The 14735-nt window shown below is 57.2% G+C and carries 15 protein-coding genes; 9 read left to right on the forward strand and 6 right to left on the reverse strand.

Annotation, left to right across the window (positions count from 1 at the left end; genetic code table 11):
- Positions 1-41: 41 nt before the first annotated feature.
- Entirely contained in the window at positions 42-350 is a 309-nt protein-coding gene (locus tag NKI68_RS15980; RefSeq protein WP_438267784.1) for a PadR family transcriptional regulator, read from the reverse strand.
- A gap of 527 nt (positions 351-877) precedes the next feature.
- On the opposite strand from NKI68_RS15980, the gene NKI68_RS15985 reads away from it, so the two are divergent.
- Complete coding sequence (locus NKI68_RS15985) at positions 878-1537, forward strand: hypothetical protein (RefSeq protein WP_254544114.1); 660 nt, start codon at positions 878-880, stop codon at positions 1535-1537.
- 581 nt (positions 1538-2118) lie between these two features.
- On the forward strand, positions 2119-3255 hold the full coding sequence (locus NKI68_RS15990; RefSeq protein ID WP_254544116.1) for a glycosyltransferase: 1137 nt from the start codon (positions 2119-2121) through the stop codon (positions 3253-3255).
- 846 nt (positions 3256-4101) lie between these two features.
- Here NKI68_RS15990 and NKI68_RS15995 read toward each other — a convergent pair.
- On the reverse strand, positions 4102-4296 hold the full coding sequence (locus NKI68_RS15995; protein WP_254544118.1) for a cold-shock protein: 195 nt from the start codon (positions 4294-4296) through the stop codon (positions 4102-4104).
- 158 nt (positions 4297-4454) lie between these two features.
- On the opposite strand from NKI68_RS15995, the gene NKI68_RS16000 reads away from it, so the two are divergent.
- Positions 4455-4883: a DUF7539 family protein gene (locus NKI68_RS16000; RefSeq protein WP_254544119.1), complete on the forward strand. Its 429-nt coding sequence runs from the start codon at positions 4455-4457 to the stop codon at positions 4881-4883.
- A 1171-nt stretch (positions 4884-6054) separates the two neighbouring features.
- Here NKI68_RS16000 and NKI68_RS23950 read toward each other — a convergent pair.
- Positions 6055-6450 carry a DUF7344 domain-containing protein gene (locus NKI68_RS23950; RefSeq protein ID WP_438267785.1) on the reverse strand — a complete coding sequence of 132 codons (396 nt, stop codon included), beginning with the start codon at positions 6448-6450 and terminating at the stop codon, positions 6055-6057.
- Between the two features lie 74 nt (positions 6451-6524).
- Positions 6525-7181, reverse strand: a complete 657-nt coding sequence (locus NKI68_RS16010) for a helix-turn-helix domain-containing protein (protein WP_254544121.1) — start codon at positions 7179-7181, stop codon at positions 6525-6527.
- A 198-nt stretch (positions 7182-7379) separates the two neighbouring features.
- On the opposite strand from NKI68_RS16010, the gene NKI68_RS16015 reads away from it, so the two are divergent.
- The 5 genes from NKI68_RS16015 to NKI68_RS16035 all read left to right on the forward strand — a co-directional run bounded on the left by NKI68_RS16015 (position 7380) and on the right by NKI68_RS16035 (position 10585).
- The gene (locus NKI68_RS16015) at positions 7380-8021 is read left to right on the forward strand and encodes a helix-turn-helix domain-containing protein (protein WP_254544122.1); all 642 of its coding nucleotides are present in this window, start codon (positions 7380-7382) and stop codon (positions 8019-8021) included.
- Between the two features lie 93 nt (positions 8022-8114).
- Entirely contained in the window at positions 8115-8468 is a 354-nt protein-coding gene (locus NKI68_RS16020; RefSeq protein WP_254544123.1) for a HalOD1 output domain-containing protein, read from the forward strand.
- Positions 8465-8650 (forward strand): hypothetical protein, encoded by a 186-nt coding sequence (locus tag NKI68_RS16025; RefSeq protein WP_254544124.1) that lies wholly within the window; start codon positions 8465-8467, stop codon positions 8648-8650. Before NKI68_RS16020 ends, NKI68_RS16025 begins: the two co-directional genes overlap by 4 nt.
- A gap of 275 nt (positions 8651-8925) precedes the next feature.
- Complete coding sequence (locus tag NKI68_RS16030; RefSeq protein WP_254544125.1) at positions 8926-9219, forward strand: hypothetical protein; 294 nt, start codon at positions 8926-8928, stop codon at positions 9217-9219.
- 268 nt (positions 9220-9487) lie between these two features.
- Positions 9488-10585: a glutamate-cysteine ligase family protein gene (locus tag NKI68_RS16035; protein WP_254544126.1), complete on the forward strand. Its 1098-nt coding sequence runs from the start codon at positions 9488-9490 to the stop codon at positions 10583-10585.
- A gap of 579 nt (positions 10586-11164) precedes the next feature.
- Here the strand turns inward: NKI68_RS16035 and NKI68_RS16040 are convergent.
- Both NKI68_RS16040 and NKI68_RS16045 read right to left on the reverse strand, forming a co-directional pair.
- A complete protein-coding gene (locus tag NKI68_RS16040) occupies positions 11165-11428 on the reverse strand; it encodes a type II toxin-antitoxin system HicB family antitoxin (protein ID WP_254544127.1) in 264 nt (87 codons plus the stop codon).
- A 120-nt stretch (positions 11429-11548) separates the two neighbouring features.
- Entirely contained in the window at positions 11549-12802 is a 1254-nt protein-coding gene (locus NKI68_RS16045) for an RNA-guided endonuclease InsQ/TnpB family protein (RefSeq protein WP_254544128.1), read from the reverse strand.
- A gap of 627 nt (positions 12803-13429) precedes the next feature.
- Between NKI68_RS16045 and NKI68_RS16050 the strand changes: the two genes are divergently transcribed.
- Positions 13430-14041, forward strand: coding sequence for a hypothetical protein (locus NKI68_RS16050; RefSeq protein WP_254544129.1), 612 nt, complete (start codon positions 13430-13432; stop codon positions 14039-14041).
- Positions 14042-14735 lie beyond the last annotated feature (694 nt).

A 14735-nucleotide genomic window follows, 5' to 3' on the forward strand; every position in this document is an offset into this window, starting at 1 on the left:
AGTGTTAATTTAGGAGGAGAAGTTATGACCGTCGAAACGGCTTACTCCACCTCGTTAGAGGGCACAGGCCGGGGAAACGGGAGATACGTGTCTTCCCACTTGAGACGACTGGCGAGCGCCTCGCGACCCTGTTCGTTGAGGGCATAGTAGTTCGTACGCCGATCAATCGTGCCCTTCTCTATGTACCCTCGAGTTACCAGTCCATCCAAATTTGGATACAAGCGCCCGTGCGTAATATCGCGTTCAAGTTCCGTTTCTAACTCTGTTTTGATCTCTTGGCCGGAGGGATGATCGAACCCCGAGAGTACGTACAAGAGGTCGCGCTGGAAGCCCGTCAGTTCAAACAGCATTTCAGACAATCTATTTACTAGCCGACTACATTGTTAGTTACTCTAACGTAATAGTATAGAATTGGTAACAGCAAGAACGTGAGAACTTCGAGGTGTAATTCTTAGAGGTGATTATATACTGACCGTGTTGAGCAATTCACACGACTGTAAATCCTCTATAGGATAATCGATGACTTAGCACGTACAATACTTTTCATATTTCATTTAACGTAGCTTGTTGATGCATCATACACCGATTATATCGTCTATCTGATTACACCTGGGACTCCCGAGGATTACCTTCAATCGTCGTAACCCTGCGGATAGCCCCGATTGAGGGTTAAGTCGGTCGTTTCCGGGGATCCTCTTCAATCGTTGTAACCTTATTAGATAGGCTGCAGCCGGCCTACGTCTGTAGGTCGTAACTACTCGCCAGTTGCGGTACAAGCCTGAAGTATCCCACAGAGAGTGGGAGTGAAGAACATAGTCATAATATTAGAATAATAATGAATCAAACACTTAAATCTGCGCTAGTTATCGTCGTCCTCGTGACTGTGGTACTCGGCTCCATGGGCGCGCTGGCGGCGCAGAACGACTCACAGGCTAACGGCAACGGGAACGAGACTGACGGCAACGAGACCGACGGCGACGTCTCCCCAGGCGACGGAAACGGCGGCGGAAGTGATATGTTCGACGTCGAAGATACCGATGACGGTCTCGATATCGAGAGCGACGACGAAGAGATCGAACATAGCGAAGACGGTGACGTCGAAGTCGAGAACACGGAGGACGACTTCGACTACGAGACCGCCAACGACGGTGACGACGTCGACGTCGAGAGCGACGACCTCGAGATCGAGGAGTCCGATGACGACGCCGAAGTCGAGAACGACAACCTCGACTACGAGACGACCGCCGACGGCGACCTGGACTTCGAGAGCATGGACGGTCCCGTGGACCTCGAGTTCGATAGCAAGACCGGTGACGTTGACGTCGAAACTAACGACGACGAGATCGAAGAGCGCGATGGCGATCTCGAGTACGAGAACGCCGACAACGTCGAGTACGAGAATAACGGCGACGGTGACGTCGAGTACGACGACGACAACAACGACATCGAGCAGGACGAAGACCGCCTCGAGGTCGAGGACGGTGACGGCTTCGATGTCGAGAGCGACGGCGAGCGCGCGGAGGTCGAACACAACTAAATAGCTCCCCCCGCTGACCGGAACACCCACGTCCTGATTTTCCGTTGTGGCTATCCTCTCTACAAATACTGGTGACTCCGTTCTTACTCGCTTACTTGGATTCGGAGCTAAAGAGCAACTGCAGTTACGGTTTCACCGCATGTATGATGCCGCGAGAACAGTGATTTCGACTGCCCACTTCTCCAAAAACTGTGTTTCCGACCAAAGACACGTCCACCGCGTTGATCATGACGCGCGACGCTAACTGCTGCTGGATAACCAGGAGGTACCTCTTGATCGCTCTCGAAGTTTTGGGTCGACAGATAGTGCGGAACACGGTCGATAGGGTTGGACGCCCGGCCGCGTCACGCTCTATTTCGCTTGAATACCCCCAGCTAAGTGTCGGGAGGTGTCGACTATTCTTCGACCTGAAGGATCTTGGGGATTTCCTTCGGGGCGTCATTCGGATTCCCGTCACTGGAGCTAGTTTCGGCTACGTGTCTCAGAGAGGGCCGCCGAATCAGTTAATATCTGCCAAATTCATATAAGATCCTGTGACAATGGCAATGGTGGCTGGCACCCTCGATCGACGAGTCGCAGTAGTGCACCCACATCTCCTTGGCCGCGGTGGTGCAGAAGTCCGCGCCGAGGCACTCGCCCGCACGCTCGATGCTCCCCTGTACGCTGGATTCGGCGCTCGCGAGCACATCGACGAGGATGTAGAGGTACGCCTCGCATTCGAAGACTCCTCGCTCAGGCGACTCTGTACATCAAAGATCGTTCGCGATTTCGCTGGGATCGTCGGCTGGCCCGCCGTCGCCGAGCTGCGGACATTTGACGTACTCGTGTTCTCCAATGAAGGTGCAACCTGGTATCCTCCCGGCGTCGACCAGGCCGTCGTCCGCTATCAGGGGAGTCTCGATCAAGCCGCGTACTCGCGAAACGACGACTTCGCAGGCGTAAAACACCGCCTGATGAGCGCACTCAAGCGCCTCACGCTCCCATCGACGAGTGCCTATCCCGACGTGTGGGTGACGCCGTCGACCTGGACGGCGCGCGAGATGGAGCGCTATCTCGGCGTTCGAGCGGACTACATCTGCCCGCCACCGATTGACGTCGACGCGTTCAACCCTCGGCCGCTTGACGAACGAGAAGGGTACTATCTGACCATGAGTCGCCTCGTCGACCAGAAGCACGTCGACGAGGTTATCGCCGCCGTCGAGGAGGTGGGCGCACGGTTAGTCGTCGCCGGCGAGGGACCAGCTCGTGAGCGCCTCGAGGCGCAGGCGAGCGATCGGGTGGAGTTCGTCGGCTGGGTCGACGGTGCAGAGAAGCGCGAGCTGCTCGAGGACGCGAGCGGCTTTCTGTTCGCCGGGCGCGGCGAAGCGTTCGGGATCGTCACTGCCGAAGCGATGGCAGCGGGAACGCCGGTGTTGGCCGTCGCGAGCGGGCACACCCAACACCAGATTCCGCGCGAATGTGGGATCATCGTCGAGCGGGGCTGTCTGGCCGATGCGATTCGGCGATACGAACTCGACGGTATCGAGGGGAGTGCCGCCGAGATCCACGCCCACGCCCGGGCGCTGTTCGACCAGACGCGATTCGAGCAGACGATTCGTGAAGCGGTTGATCTCGCCTGTGAGCGCGCCCAGCTGTCACGCGCGACGCTGGCGACGTCGCCAGCATCTGCGAGCGAGCACCAACAGCGACAATCCCGCGCCAGCAGCGACAACCACTAACGCACCGACGATCAGCGCGATGACCAATGGTGTCAGGGCCATCTCGAGAACGATTCCAATCCCTTGGACAACGAGTGCGACGGCGAAAACCACGAGCGCTGCTCCGACACCGACAGTATGGGACTCGAGCGGCGACATGATCTTGGTACTAACTAACTTATAATCAATACTATTCTCGTACGTTATACCTTTGTGGTTCTCTGAAGCTCATCCGATTCTACGGCACTTACGCACAGAGGGCTGCTAACGTGAACTACCCAGTAGTTCGCCCAGGTTAAGCGATTACGGACGCTATCGCGCAGAGGTGCTAATACTGACTGCGCGTGTCGCAAACGGACGATCATCGACTAGCATCCGAGGACAATCCTCCTTTGGATGGAGTGAAGGCCACTAGCACTGCGTTCACGCTTTACATGCTCCTTGAATTACCCCTCCGTGGTGTTCTTCCCCTGTATTGTTTAAAAGCCATGAATGTACTCCTTAGGTACTTATCGGATGTATTAAATCTGAGGGGGTGGGGAGCGTGTAACATATCTGAGCCGCAGGCTGGCGATGGAATTAAGTGACTGTCATCATGGACGTTCCGGAGAAAAAGAAGGGGGACAACGCAGGTGGAGGTTACGAATGGGTGGAACGTCGGTGTGTTGGCCTCATTACTCAAAATCAGGGGGTGATCATTCTCTCCCTCGGAGAACGGTCGGAAATCGATCCATCATGTCGTATTCGGGATTCGAGATATGCTTCCCCGTCTGCAAGTGTATGCTTGAGCGTGACTGCCGCTCGGGGAGAAGTGTGGCCAGAAAATGAACTCGAACCGCCTATTATCGGGCGGTGACTGGTCGTTTCTTAGGCGCGGACGACGTTCGTCGCGCGCGGGCCCTTGGGGGCCTGTTCGATATCGAACTCGATGTCCGTTCCTTCCTCGAGATCTGCGCCGCCGACATCCTCCATGTGGAAGAACACGTCGTCGTCCGCATCCTCAGTGGAAATGAAACCGTAGCCGCCTGTGTGATTGAAGAAATCAACCGTACCGTTTGCCATTACGAATAATTGTACAGCTAGGCGACGTATAAGGGTTCCGAGAGTCACGGTACCACGACCTGTCATTATCAATTGGAGCACGTACGTACCACCATCTGTCGAAGCTGATCGATACGCGTTGTACGAATGTTGATTGGCCTTGCCATCCTACTAGGCGCATGGCCGGGTTTCCAGACGAGCGACAGCTCGTACTACGAGCGCGATCCCACTTGGAACAATGGACGAATAGTGCCCGGACGGCGGCATACGCTGAACTGTTCGAAGGTGACGAGCCGATCCTCACCGCGGACGAACTCCGGCTCCTCGATGCTCTCGATTCTGAACTGGAACGACGGGGCGGTGACGGTGTCTGGGGGACCGACCAGTACGGACTCCACACGGCGGGGGCCTCCAGTTCGGATACCTCACTTGGAGTGGTCTGTGTCTATCACCCACAGATCACCACAAATTCCGTCCTTCGTGGAGCAGACGAACTCGACGACGAGACCGAAGAACGGCTCAACGCCGCACTCTGGAGATATAGTGAGCGCGTTGCGACGCTCATCGAGGAAGAACTCGACGAGTTCATCCGTCAAACACAGAGCTAACCCTTCGTCGCGTCGGGTTCTACGCTTCATTAGGGCGTCAGTCGTGGTAGCGACTACTGTCTGGTTCGCTCGTGTTCCGGCGCGAAATCTCGCGCCGGTTGCGAACCAGAACGTACGCGATTTACGCCCACCGTTCACGGGGGGATTCCCTCCTGGTCCAAAGATTAGCTTCCGTCGGAGTTGACGGACAATCTTCAACGGGTAGGGGCTGGCGAGGACCGCCGAATGGCGTTTTTAGTCCAATTAGGTAGTATACGGGGCTTCGCTCCCTTACGGCAATCCCCTTCGAACCTGCGTACGATGCCAGTCGAGCGATCTCTATCAACGAGGTGCGCCTCACACTGAGCGGTTCCAGCGTTCCGCGTGCGCACGATTACTGCGAGACCTGAGCAGTACAGCTAGGTAGCCGCGAATACAGACATTGAGGGCGCACTCGTGACGGGCGTGGTCGCGACCAGTGCCGCGGACGACCTCATCGCACGAAGGGCACAGACACGTTACGCAGTAGTACTGCCGGGAACTGTCTTGTGTTCCCCGCCTGTGAAGAATCCAACAACATATCCGAGGGTGGATAAGTACCTTGGTGTACCAAGCATAGACCCCTATAGACGTCGGAGAGATCGTATGAAGTGAGTCACTGTCACCTCCGGGCTCCACTCCTGACTTCATTCGTGGGGATGCGAGGACACAGGTGGGAGGGAGCGGACCCTTAGAGTGATGGGACTCATGTCGCACCGTGGGGTGAATGAGCTCAATTCGTGTGCCACAGGGACACCTCTTCCCTGTTCGTCTATGCTTTTGCGCGTGCGATGCCTCCGGATACCCGATGAGGGGCACTACTCTCCGCGGGCTTCATACGCGAGTGAACCGCGCCGGTCAGAACGTGCCACGAGGTCGTTCGAGACTGCCTCGCCGTCTCGTGATGACGGGAGACGTGATGCGGCTCTCGAACCGCATGACCGCTTGGGAGCGCCGTGTTGAAAAACCGTGCGGCAATGACTCGTTCGCGGATGGGAACACCGCTGGTAGCACCTCAAAACGCTCCCGGTGGAGGGCCGAAACCCCCCCGTCGACACCGGGAGTGCCAGTCTTGAGACCTGCTCGGCTGATGTTGATTCGACAGGTTTGTTGGCGCGCCCAGTCTGGTTTTGACTGGTTGAGGGTGTCCCACTCACTTGTTGACGTCGTACGACTCGACCAGCGCCAGTATGTGCTGTTCCAGTTCACCGCTCACGAGCCGGATGTGATCCGTTCCGCTCTGGTACTCAATCATCCGACACGCTTCTAGTTTCGGGAGATGACTGTGGTGGAGTGCGATCTGAACGCGTCGTCGATAGTCGTCGATTGCGCGCTCCGCGTCTTCGTCCCGAACGCGGTCAGCGACGTGGTCTACCAGCGCGTCGAACGCCATCGTGTGAGTGGTTGCACTGTTCAGTGTCCGAAGGATGGCTCGTCGTTGTCTGTTCGCTAATGCCGACAGCACCATATCGGGAGGGATCGGTTTCTCTCGCTCGGCTGTAGTAGAGGTCATGCTATTCCCCTGGATGCCAGTCGTGCCACTCTCCATTCTCGGTGCATACTCAATACAATAGACTGCAACTCAATGCCCGTTTTCCATGATGCACAATGGGAACGGACGATTCACGCATCCGACTCGGGGGTGAGGAATGTGTGCCAAACGAAGGCACCGATAGCCCGACGGAGTCGTTCCGTCACGGCCTGGTCGGAAATCCCGAGTTCGTCTGCGAGTTCCTTGGTCGTACAGCCCCGTGGGATGTCGTAGTACCCTGACTGCACGGCAAGCACAAGCGCTTCGCGTTGCGGCTCGGTTAAGCCGTACCACGGGCCGGCCTCTGGTTTTGTTGGATTAAATATACGGATGACCTCCAGCGAGACCTGTGCGTCATCGCAATGCGTTTTGAATTCGCCGAGTGCATCGTGGGTAGGGAATCGGAGCTCAAAATCCCACGCCCTGGACGTTCCGGTGGCACTCAGTATCTGGCCCTCGGTCTCGACGATTCCGTGGAAGATGTGGTCCTGGCGAGCATCCCAATCGAGCCTGAAGAGCGTCCGGTCGTCAAATACGTCCACCTCTGCTGCGCTGTTGACCGTCGGATGGCGGTGAACCGTTTCGAGAAAGGAGTCTCGTACCGAGTTGTAGACCCAGAAGAGTGGAACGGTGGTGTCACCACTCGGGACGAGTGTCTCAAGCTCGATCGACGATGCTCCCTCAACACTGAGAATCCGCCCGAGTTCGAAGTCATCGGCCGGAATTCGAAACTCCACAATCACACTCATAACTCACTGGTGGTACCATGGTTAGCCATGCTTGTACAAAACGAGGTGCCATGATACACCATGTCCGTCCAGGGTCGACGGTGAACCACTCGCCCACACCGCGTGTCAGGCCAGTCAACGATCACGTCTGGGCGTTCAAAATCGAGACTTGGTACATCACCCCCGTCGGTTATCCGGCTTCGCGACGAACCGTTCTATATGGCGACCGTGATGGAGTTTACGAGTCCGGCGGATGAGTTTCCGCTGGGGAGTATCTTCGAAACCTTACGGGGGGTGACGGTCGAGTTGGAACGCCTTATTCCACACGATACTCTGATAATCCCGTACTTCTGGGTGCGTGGCGCGGAAGCCGAGGACATCGAAGCCTCGTTCGAATCTCACGCTGGCGTGACCGGTATCCGGCTTATCGATAACGTCGATGACGAGTATCTTATGCGTGTCAAGTGGGAGCGAGAGTACGTTGGGGTCCTGAGCGCCCTCGGCGAGTCCGACATCGCCCTTCTCTCGGGGATCGGGACGAAAGACGGGTGGCACTTCGAAGTACGGGGCGAAAGTCAGGAGGCGATCGGCGAGTTTCGAACCTACTGCCAGGAGCACGATATTCCAATCAAGATCACCGCTCTCCACGCGCTGACTCCGATGCAGGGAGACGGATATGAGTTGACAGCCACTCAGCGAGAGGCGCTCGTGTTAGCCTATCAACGGGGGTATTTCGATTCGCCCCGTGAGTCATCGCTAGAAGAGGTCGCCGAGGAACTCGGCATCACCCAGCAGTCACTATCGTCTCGACTTCGGCGCGGCCATCGACGCCTCATTGGCGGGACACTCATCCCGCCGTAGAATCGATCGAGCGATTTTCCGATGGCCCTATAAAAACCTCCTGTATAATCAGCGGCCTCACTGATCTGATTCAGACCATTCTAGTGACACAGGATGACGAGGGAGCCGACTGGCGTGGGGTTGGAGATCGTCGAGTATCATCCAGAATCGGAGATGTATCGCGCCCAGTACGATCCGGGTACGACCGCTGCAAGCACGGCCGTTGTCGCGGCGCTGGCAGACGTGTTGGACACAGACCCCGCTCAACTAGACCCACTCTATGCGACCGTCGACACCGACGCATTGACTGCGCTCGTACGCGTTCGAGACACCGCGAACGGGGAGATCCGCGTGACATTCACGCATGGGAAGTATGCGATAACCGTATCCAGTTACGGCGTAGTTGTGATCGCTCCTAGAGGACACGAACGAACCAGCGATCAGACCGCAGGAGTTCCCCGTAAATGACGCCCGGAGAGACGTCGCTCACGTCGAAGGAGGAGTTGAATGCCGAACTGATAGCGCTCCTTCGTCGAGCGTACGAAAACGGTATCAACGTCGAAGGCGGGTGGGAGTGTCGGAACGGCGTCGAGCACCCAGACTGGGACGTGATAATCACTGAAGTGAGCAAGAGCGAGGAGTCCACGTGAGCCACATCAGTGAGTGTGCTGTGCCTGGCTCACTGTCTCAGGTGCATGACCGAGAAAACTGATTCACTCGCCCCAAATCGGAGTCCAGATCGAGATCAGCCTCAGAGGGTTCAGGAGGCACGTTCGAGTCCTCATCAGCTTCTTCTGAAACAGTGCCATCTGCCCCTAGATAGACAGCCATTGCCACGGAGTGGTGTCGGAGAGGTCCAGGCTTAACGTAATGAGTGAACTGCTCTCAATGGATCTCTCTCCTAACGATGCCTCGTCTCTTCACCATGGTTCTTGAGGACCACAATTGGGAGGAGGCGACCAATAGTACGGGACTCATCGACCAAATATACGGGGTCCTTCTCAACGAGGCACCCGCGGCGTACTGCGTCGATGATTTCTTCCGGGAACTTGGGCCAGATGGGGAAGGGAATGGCGAGTCGTTCAGACTTATCGATGCTCTCACGGACGCAATGAATTGGCAGATCACGCGGCGACGATCGGAACCCCTCGTGGAGATGGCCCGTGAGACGCTCGTCTACCACGATATGCTCGAAAAGCGAGTATCGGTAGCCTCGTGAACGGTCATCACCACGAGAAATCGTAGCTAGTCTGGATTGAAATATGGAGCACCGCGGGAACATTCTCGACAGGATACAGAGCGTAGATGGTCCAATAACTCGTGCCGTTTGAACGGATCATGGAATAATGAGCTGAGAGATATTCAGAGGTATACCGTCTCTGTCAGGGACATCGAGGCTGTACCGGCCGTTGCAAGGCGCAAGGGTATACCCATACGCGGCGTTCTCCGACACATAATATGAGTTATCCACATATCTGGAGATAATCATGAAGGTAGGCGTCGAAGTCGAGTATTGGGTGATCGACGAAGCGGGGGCACTGACTGATGGACGAGAACTGGCCGAGACGCACGAATACGTCGAACCCGAGTTCGTCGCACCGCTGATCGAGATCCAGACGCCGCCCGTCGACTCCGAGGCGGCGCTTCGAGACGCCCTGCAGTCGACCCTTCGGGGCGTCCTTGAGTCGGCGACCACGCAGAACAAGCGCCTCGTACCGCTCGGAACCCCGCTCACGAGACACTCCTCACCCGCTACTAGCGAACGAGGTCGGTTGCTCGAACGGATCTACGAGAACGGACTCGACCCTGCAAAACAGTGTGCGGGGACCCATATCCACTTTGACACCGAGAGGGCGACCCGACAAATGAACCTGCTCACCGGGCTCGATCCCGCGCTGGCACTCGTGAGTTCCTCACCGTGCTACGACGGTATCCGGGCGATGGATTCGTCCCGAGCCTATGCTTACCGCCATCGATGCGGCGATTCGTTCGTCCAGTTTCGCGACCTGTGGGAGTACACGCCCAGTGTCGCCGATTGGCAGGTACGACTCGCCCGGTCGTACGGGGAGTTTCGAACGCTCGCTGTAGAGCGCGGCGTTACGGACCACGAATTCCGGCAGTACTTTCAGCCGGAAAACACCGTGATGACGCCGATTCGACTCCGCTCTCAGCCGCCGACGGTTGAGTGGCGTGCACCTGATACAGCGCTTCCCTCGCAGGTCGTTGCGCTCACGAGTAACATGCTCCGACTCGTCGAGCAGACGACGTCCAAGCGAGTCGAGATCGGTGCACCGGGCATCTACTCGGACCGGATCTGCGTTCCCGAGTTCGAAACCCTCACGCAGCTCACCACGGCGGCGATCAGGGACGGCCTCAATGCCCCCGCCGTGACGAGCTATCTCGAAGCGATGGGCTTCGTGCCGGCGGAATATATGCCGATCTCCGCGGAGATCAGATGCCCTTCGTTGCTCTCCGAGCGCGAGGCACGACGAATCCGACTCGACTACGCCGACCGTCTGGCCCGAGATGTAGAGGCGTTGGCAACGGGCGTCACGAGGAACCAGCCGCTTCGACCACTGGGCTAACAGACACGGTTCGAACGCCCATCGATCAGTGATGCAGCAGTGAACGGCTCTGCCGTACCACGCTTGGGGCTACTCGCCTTTCACGTATTGAGGACGGTGACCGCTGATTTCTGCGTCGGAACACATGCCCGACAGCACACCGGTCACTGACGCTGTCACAATGTCGCCTACTACAGCCAGGGAGCGTCGCTCTCGGGGAGATACTCGTCCAGGAAGCCCTCCGCGGTCTCATACGAATCGAGCCATCCGCGAGTATCTGAAGCGCCTCTGCGCGCGTCTCACTGAACGAGGCGACGCTCTCCACCTCTGGTGTAGCTCACAGCTGCCGTCACCTGTTATCCTCTATCCATCGACAAAATTCGTCGAATTGGTTCGCTTTAGCATCTCCAGCGATGGCATGGAGCATTCCGTCTGTGACACGGTGATGGAGGGGAATAACCACTGACCGTCGGTCAAGGCCATCCGGGTGTTCCCATCTTAAAAGGGCGTAGTCACCGTTAGTACGGACCCACCAGAAGTTCCCGGTAGTCACGAGGGCTCGAATAATGTCGTGACCCGAAAAGTCGTCCCTAGTCATTACTACCCTCCCTGAAGAACATCCGGGAGGTCCTCACCAGGCCTGTTATCATCGGGAGCGATACCGGCATCTAGTAACTCCGCGTCGGTGGGAGAGTGTCCTTCGTCGTTGAGGAGGGCAATCACCCCGTCAAGGTCCCTGAGAGCGTCGACGCGGGTACGCCCTTGACTCGTCACCTCCTGATCTTCGTCATAGGCAACCCACCAGCCGCTCTCTTCTCTTTCGAGTGTTATACGTCGAGTTATACCCATGTTGCCCCCTTCCATCTCGTTCTGTGCCGTACTTTCACCCAGCGAACCGATCTTATCGTACCTCTACTCATCACATCTGCGTCAGCCGCTGATGACCATAGGTTCTTCGCACGTGGTGAGGTCAACTACCCCACCCTAAGCACCTTCGGCGCTTTGAGGGTGGGGCTTGTCCGTGAACTCGGCCTCGAACCCGTCTGGGTAGGCGGTAAATCCGCCCTTCGGCTTCAGCGTTCCAGACTTTAGGGCGAGCTGACTGTCGCCCGTCCGCCGAGACGACTGTTGGCCTCGACGAACGTACCGCATACCGATGTTTTTCGCCGCGTTGTAGTCCGCGTTCGCTTCCGACCCGCACTTCACGCACCGGAAGTCGTTGCGCGACGGGCGATTCTCGTCCGCCGTGAATCCACACTCGGCACACCGCTTCGACGTGTACGCCGACCCAACTTGCTTCACCGAGATACCGACGGCTTCGGCTTTGTACTCGACGTACTCGTAGAGCGTTCGGAACGCCCACTTGTGACCCCACGATGCACCGGTACGGTCGCGGATATGGGTTAGGTTCTCGAACGCGATTACGTCACAGTCGTAGCGGAGTGCTTCGTCTATCAGCGCGTTCGATGCCCGGTGGAGAACGTCACGGACATAACGAAGTTCCCGACCACTCGACTGAACGAGCGTCCGGTGGGCGCTTCGCGTGCCGGTCTGTTGCAGGCTAGCGCGTACTTTCTCGAACTCGCGGAGGTTGTGGGTCAGCTCCCGCCCGCTGAAGAAGTAGGCGGTGCTGGTGACGGCGAGGTTTTCGATACCGAGGTCAACCCCGAGAACCGTTCCGTCCTCGGCGGTGTTCCGTTCGGTATCGTTCTTGTACCGGCGAAAGCCGATGTGCAAGAAGAACTCGCCATCTCGGGCGGTAAGCGTACTTTCCGTAACGCTCCATTTATCCGAGTCGAGATACTGACGCTGGTAGCCATCGTCGGCTTCAGGAAGGTCGAGCGGGCACCGAACCCGACTTTCCGTTGTAGAGAGGGACACGGTATCGTCATCGAACACCGTCATCGTCCGCGTATCGTACTTCACGGTTGGCGCGGTGAACGTCGGCTTGCTGACCTTCTTACCCTTCGACCGGCGTTCGATACAGCCGGTGATGGCTTGTGCGGCTTGGTGGGTGGCGAGAATCGTATGCTGACTACCGAGGTCAGTATCTTCGCGCACAGAATCGTAGGCGAGGGGTTGCACGTCGCTCTTAGTGTTGCACCGCCCCCACGCGAGGTCTGTGGCGATTTGGCACCCCCGTTTCCACTCGGTGATGGTATCTTCGAGCAAGTCGCGTTGCTCGCCGTCTACCGAGAGGCGGGTGATTGCCGTCCGACGCACGTAGTCGTCTGCCACATATTCAATGCGGATCCGTGGCTATTTATATGACGAAAAATCCCAGCTATACGAACGCGCTCCTCCCCTCCCTACCGCTCACTTCGCTCGCGCTTGAGGAAGGGGACCCCGCGCTACCGTTTAGTTGAAGCGATGTACCGGTGTGAACTACCCCGACCTACTCCCTCGGCGCTTCGTGCCTCGGTCCATGAGGTCGGGGTACTCAAGGAGCTTCGCCCCTTTGAACGCGAAAATATCACGATTTTCGCGTCTTCCTGCTGCGGCGTCGGAACTTGCAGGGACCGTCCCCACAGTGGTTCCAAACTCCACGGGCGGTATCTCTCGCTGGGTGGTTCGGAGTGTCCCACCCCGACCGGTTCGTGCCCGCGGATCCGGATCGGCCGAACGCATGGACCCTCCGATTCGTCGTCATCAGAGTGCCGAACAGTCACGGGTCGCGATGGTCGACGACAGGGTGAAACGTCTGGCCGGGATATTATAGACAGGGAAAACACGGCCAGGATCGGTGGCGAAGCAGGCGGGCGCGATCGATCTGCGAATCGAGCCATGTCACTTATCACTCGAACTCACCAAGACGGTCCACGCGCTGTCTCACGTTCGAGGCCCGACACCCCACAATAGCCAACAATGGATAGAGAACATTCCAAGCAGACGGTAGAACTTCGAACGATCGACGGAATCGACGTGCTAGTCAACACGGATCCGAGAGAGATCTTTATCGACCTTTCGACGTCGAACCCTCGCTACATTCGTGTCCAGGAAGGTGACCGTATTCAGGAGGGTGACGTCAGCACGCGAACGCCGGCTGAGATGGCCGGACCGCTGCTCACGAACTGGCGTATCGAGTCGGTCGCGACCGAGACGGTAACGGGAGCAGATGTCGACACGGGTGAGACGCGGGAGTGGGATCGAGAACAGCTGGTACAACGCCTCGTCGCCGGCGAATTCAGCGCAGAACTGACGACGTTCGATCGGGTAAGCGTGACCGAGATCGAGGAATGGCGAGCGAGCCATCCGGTCGACAGCACCGAAGAGGTAAAACCATACGTGATCGCAGTTGCGTACGGGAACAATGGAGAGAAGTTCACACAGCTGTACGCCGCGACCGAAGCTGGTGACTGGGACTCGCTAGAGGTGGTACAGCAGGATCCCCGCATCCAAAATTTTAACGAAGAGTTGCGGAAACGCTTCGACGACGCTGTGGAGAGGACGCTTGAGGTTGAACAGCGATTTCACTAAGTCGAGGGGCAGCTCACGACCGATTCAATCATCGTCTCATGGAATAGATCTAAGAATCCCTGTAACGTCTTCCCAGTCCTAAAGCCGCGTCAGGATCGAGACCGAACTCGCGTAGGTCCTCCTCATTGACGGGATCGCTGCACCGACTGCTCAAGCACGTCCATTCATCAATGTAAGCCGGCATTTGAAGGTCTGGTCCCCCGCCAAAGCTCTTACGTAACAGATCGCTCCATTTCTAGAGGGTGTAACTTAAACCTAGAATGTTTCGCCCAGTCCGTGCGAGAACGGAGGTTCCCGCGTGGTGGTGTGAGATTCTCTGGCGATACTTCTTGCGCAGTAGGAGAGCAAGACGATAATACTAAGTGGGCGCTTGCGTAGTGCGGAACTGCGAGTGAGGATCGTCGGTGTTCACGGCGATCTCTCACCCCACCTGTGTATACCCGTAAGAGACATGTTAGGGCGACTGTGTCGGTTCGCTGTTGATCGAAGTTTACCCCCGCTCTGGCACAGCGAGCGGGGGTGAAATGTCAGAGGTTGTCGGTTCGGTACATTCCCACCTGTGTCATGGGGCCCGTACTGACGGACGCACGGACGTCACGCGCGGGGTATGACGCCCCACGGCGACATATGAATATTACGCCGTTCACAGTTAGTTATAGATATTATACAATCGTAAATAATCAGATAACCAAGC

Origin of the sequence: Halomarina pelagica, from assembly GCF_024228315.1 — an archaeon.
Classification (GTDB): domain Archaea; phylum Halobacteriota; class Halobacteria; order Halobacteriales; family Haloarculaceae; genus Halomarina; species Halomarina pelagica.

Bases quoted from the DNA above. Each gene is read 5' to 3' on its own strand.
- NKI68_RS16000 (WP_254544119.1), top strand. From the start codon at position 4,455: ATGGCCGGGTTTCCAGACGAGCGACAGCTCGTACTACGAGCGCGATCC.
- NKI68_RS16020 (WP_254544123.1), top strand. From the start codon at position 8,115: ATGACGAGGGAGCCGACTGGCGTGGGGTTGGAGATCGTCGAGTATCAT.
- NKI68_RS15980 (WP_438267784.1), bottom strand. From the start codon at position 350: ATGCTGTTTGAACTGACGGGCTTCCAGCGCGACCTCTTGTACGTACTC.
- NKI68_RS16050 (WP_254544129.1), top strand. From the start codon at position 13,430: ATGGATAGAGAACATTCCAAGCAGACGGTAGAACTTCGAACGATCGAC.
- NKI68_RS16010 (WP_254544121.1), bottom strand. From the start codon at position 7,181: ATGAGTGTGATTGTGGAGTTTCGAATTCCGGCCGATGACTTCGAACTC.
- NKI68_RS16015 (WP_254544122.1), top strand. From the start codon at position 7,380: ATGGCGACCGTGATGGAGTTTACGAGTCCGGCGGATGAGTTTCCGCTG.
- NKI68_RS23950 (WP_438267785.1), bottom strand. From the start codon at position 6,450: ATGGAGAGTGGCACGACTGGCATCCAGGGGAATAGCATGACCTCTACT.
- NKI68_RS16025 (WP_254544124.1), top strand. From the start codon at position 8,465: ATGACGCCCGGAGAGACGTCGCTCACGTCGAAGGAGGAGTTGAATGCC.
- NKI68_RS16030 (WP_254544125.1), top strand. From the start codon at position 8,926: ATGGTTCTTGAGGACCACAATTGGGAGGAGGCGACCAATAGTACGGGA.
- NKI68_RS16035 (WP_254544126.1), top strand. From the start codon at position 9,488: ATGAAGGTAGGCGTCGAAGTCGAGTATTGGGTGATCGACGAAGCGGGG.
- NKI68_RS16040 (WP_254544127.1), bottom strand. From the start codon at position 11,428: ATGGAAGGGGGCAACATGGGTATAACTCGACGTATAACACTCGAAAGA.
- NKI68_RS15995 (WP_254544118.1), bottom strand. From the start codon at position 4,296: ATGGCAAACGGTACGGTTGATTTCTTCAATCACACAGGCGGCTACGGT.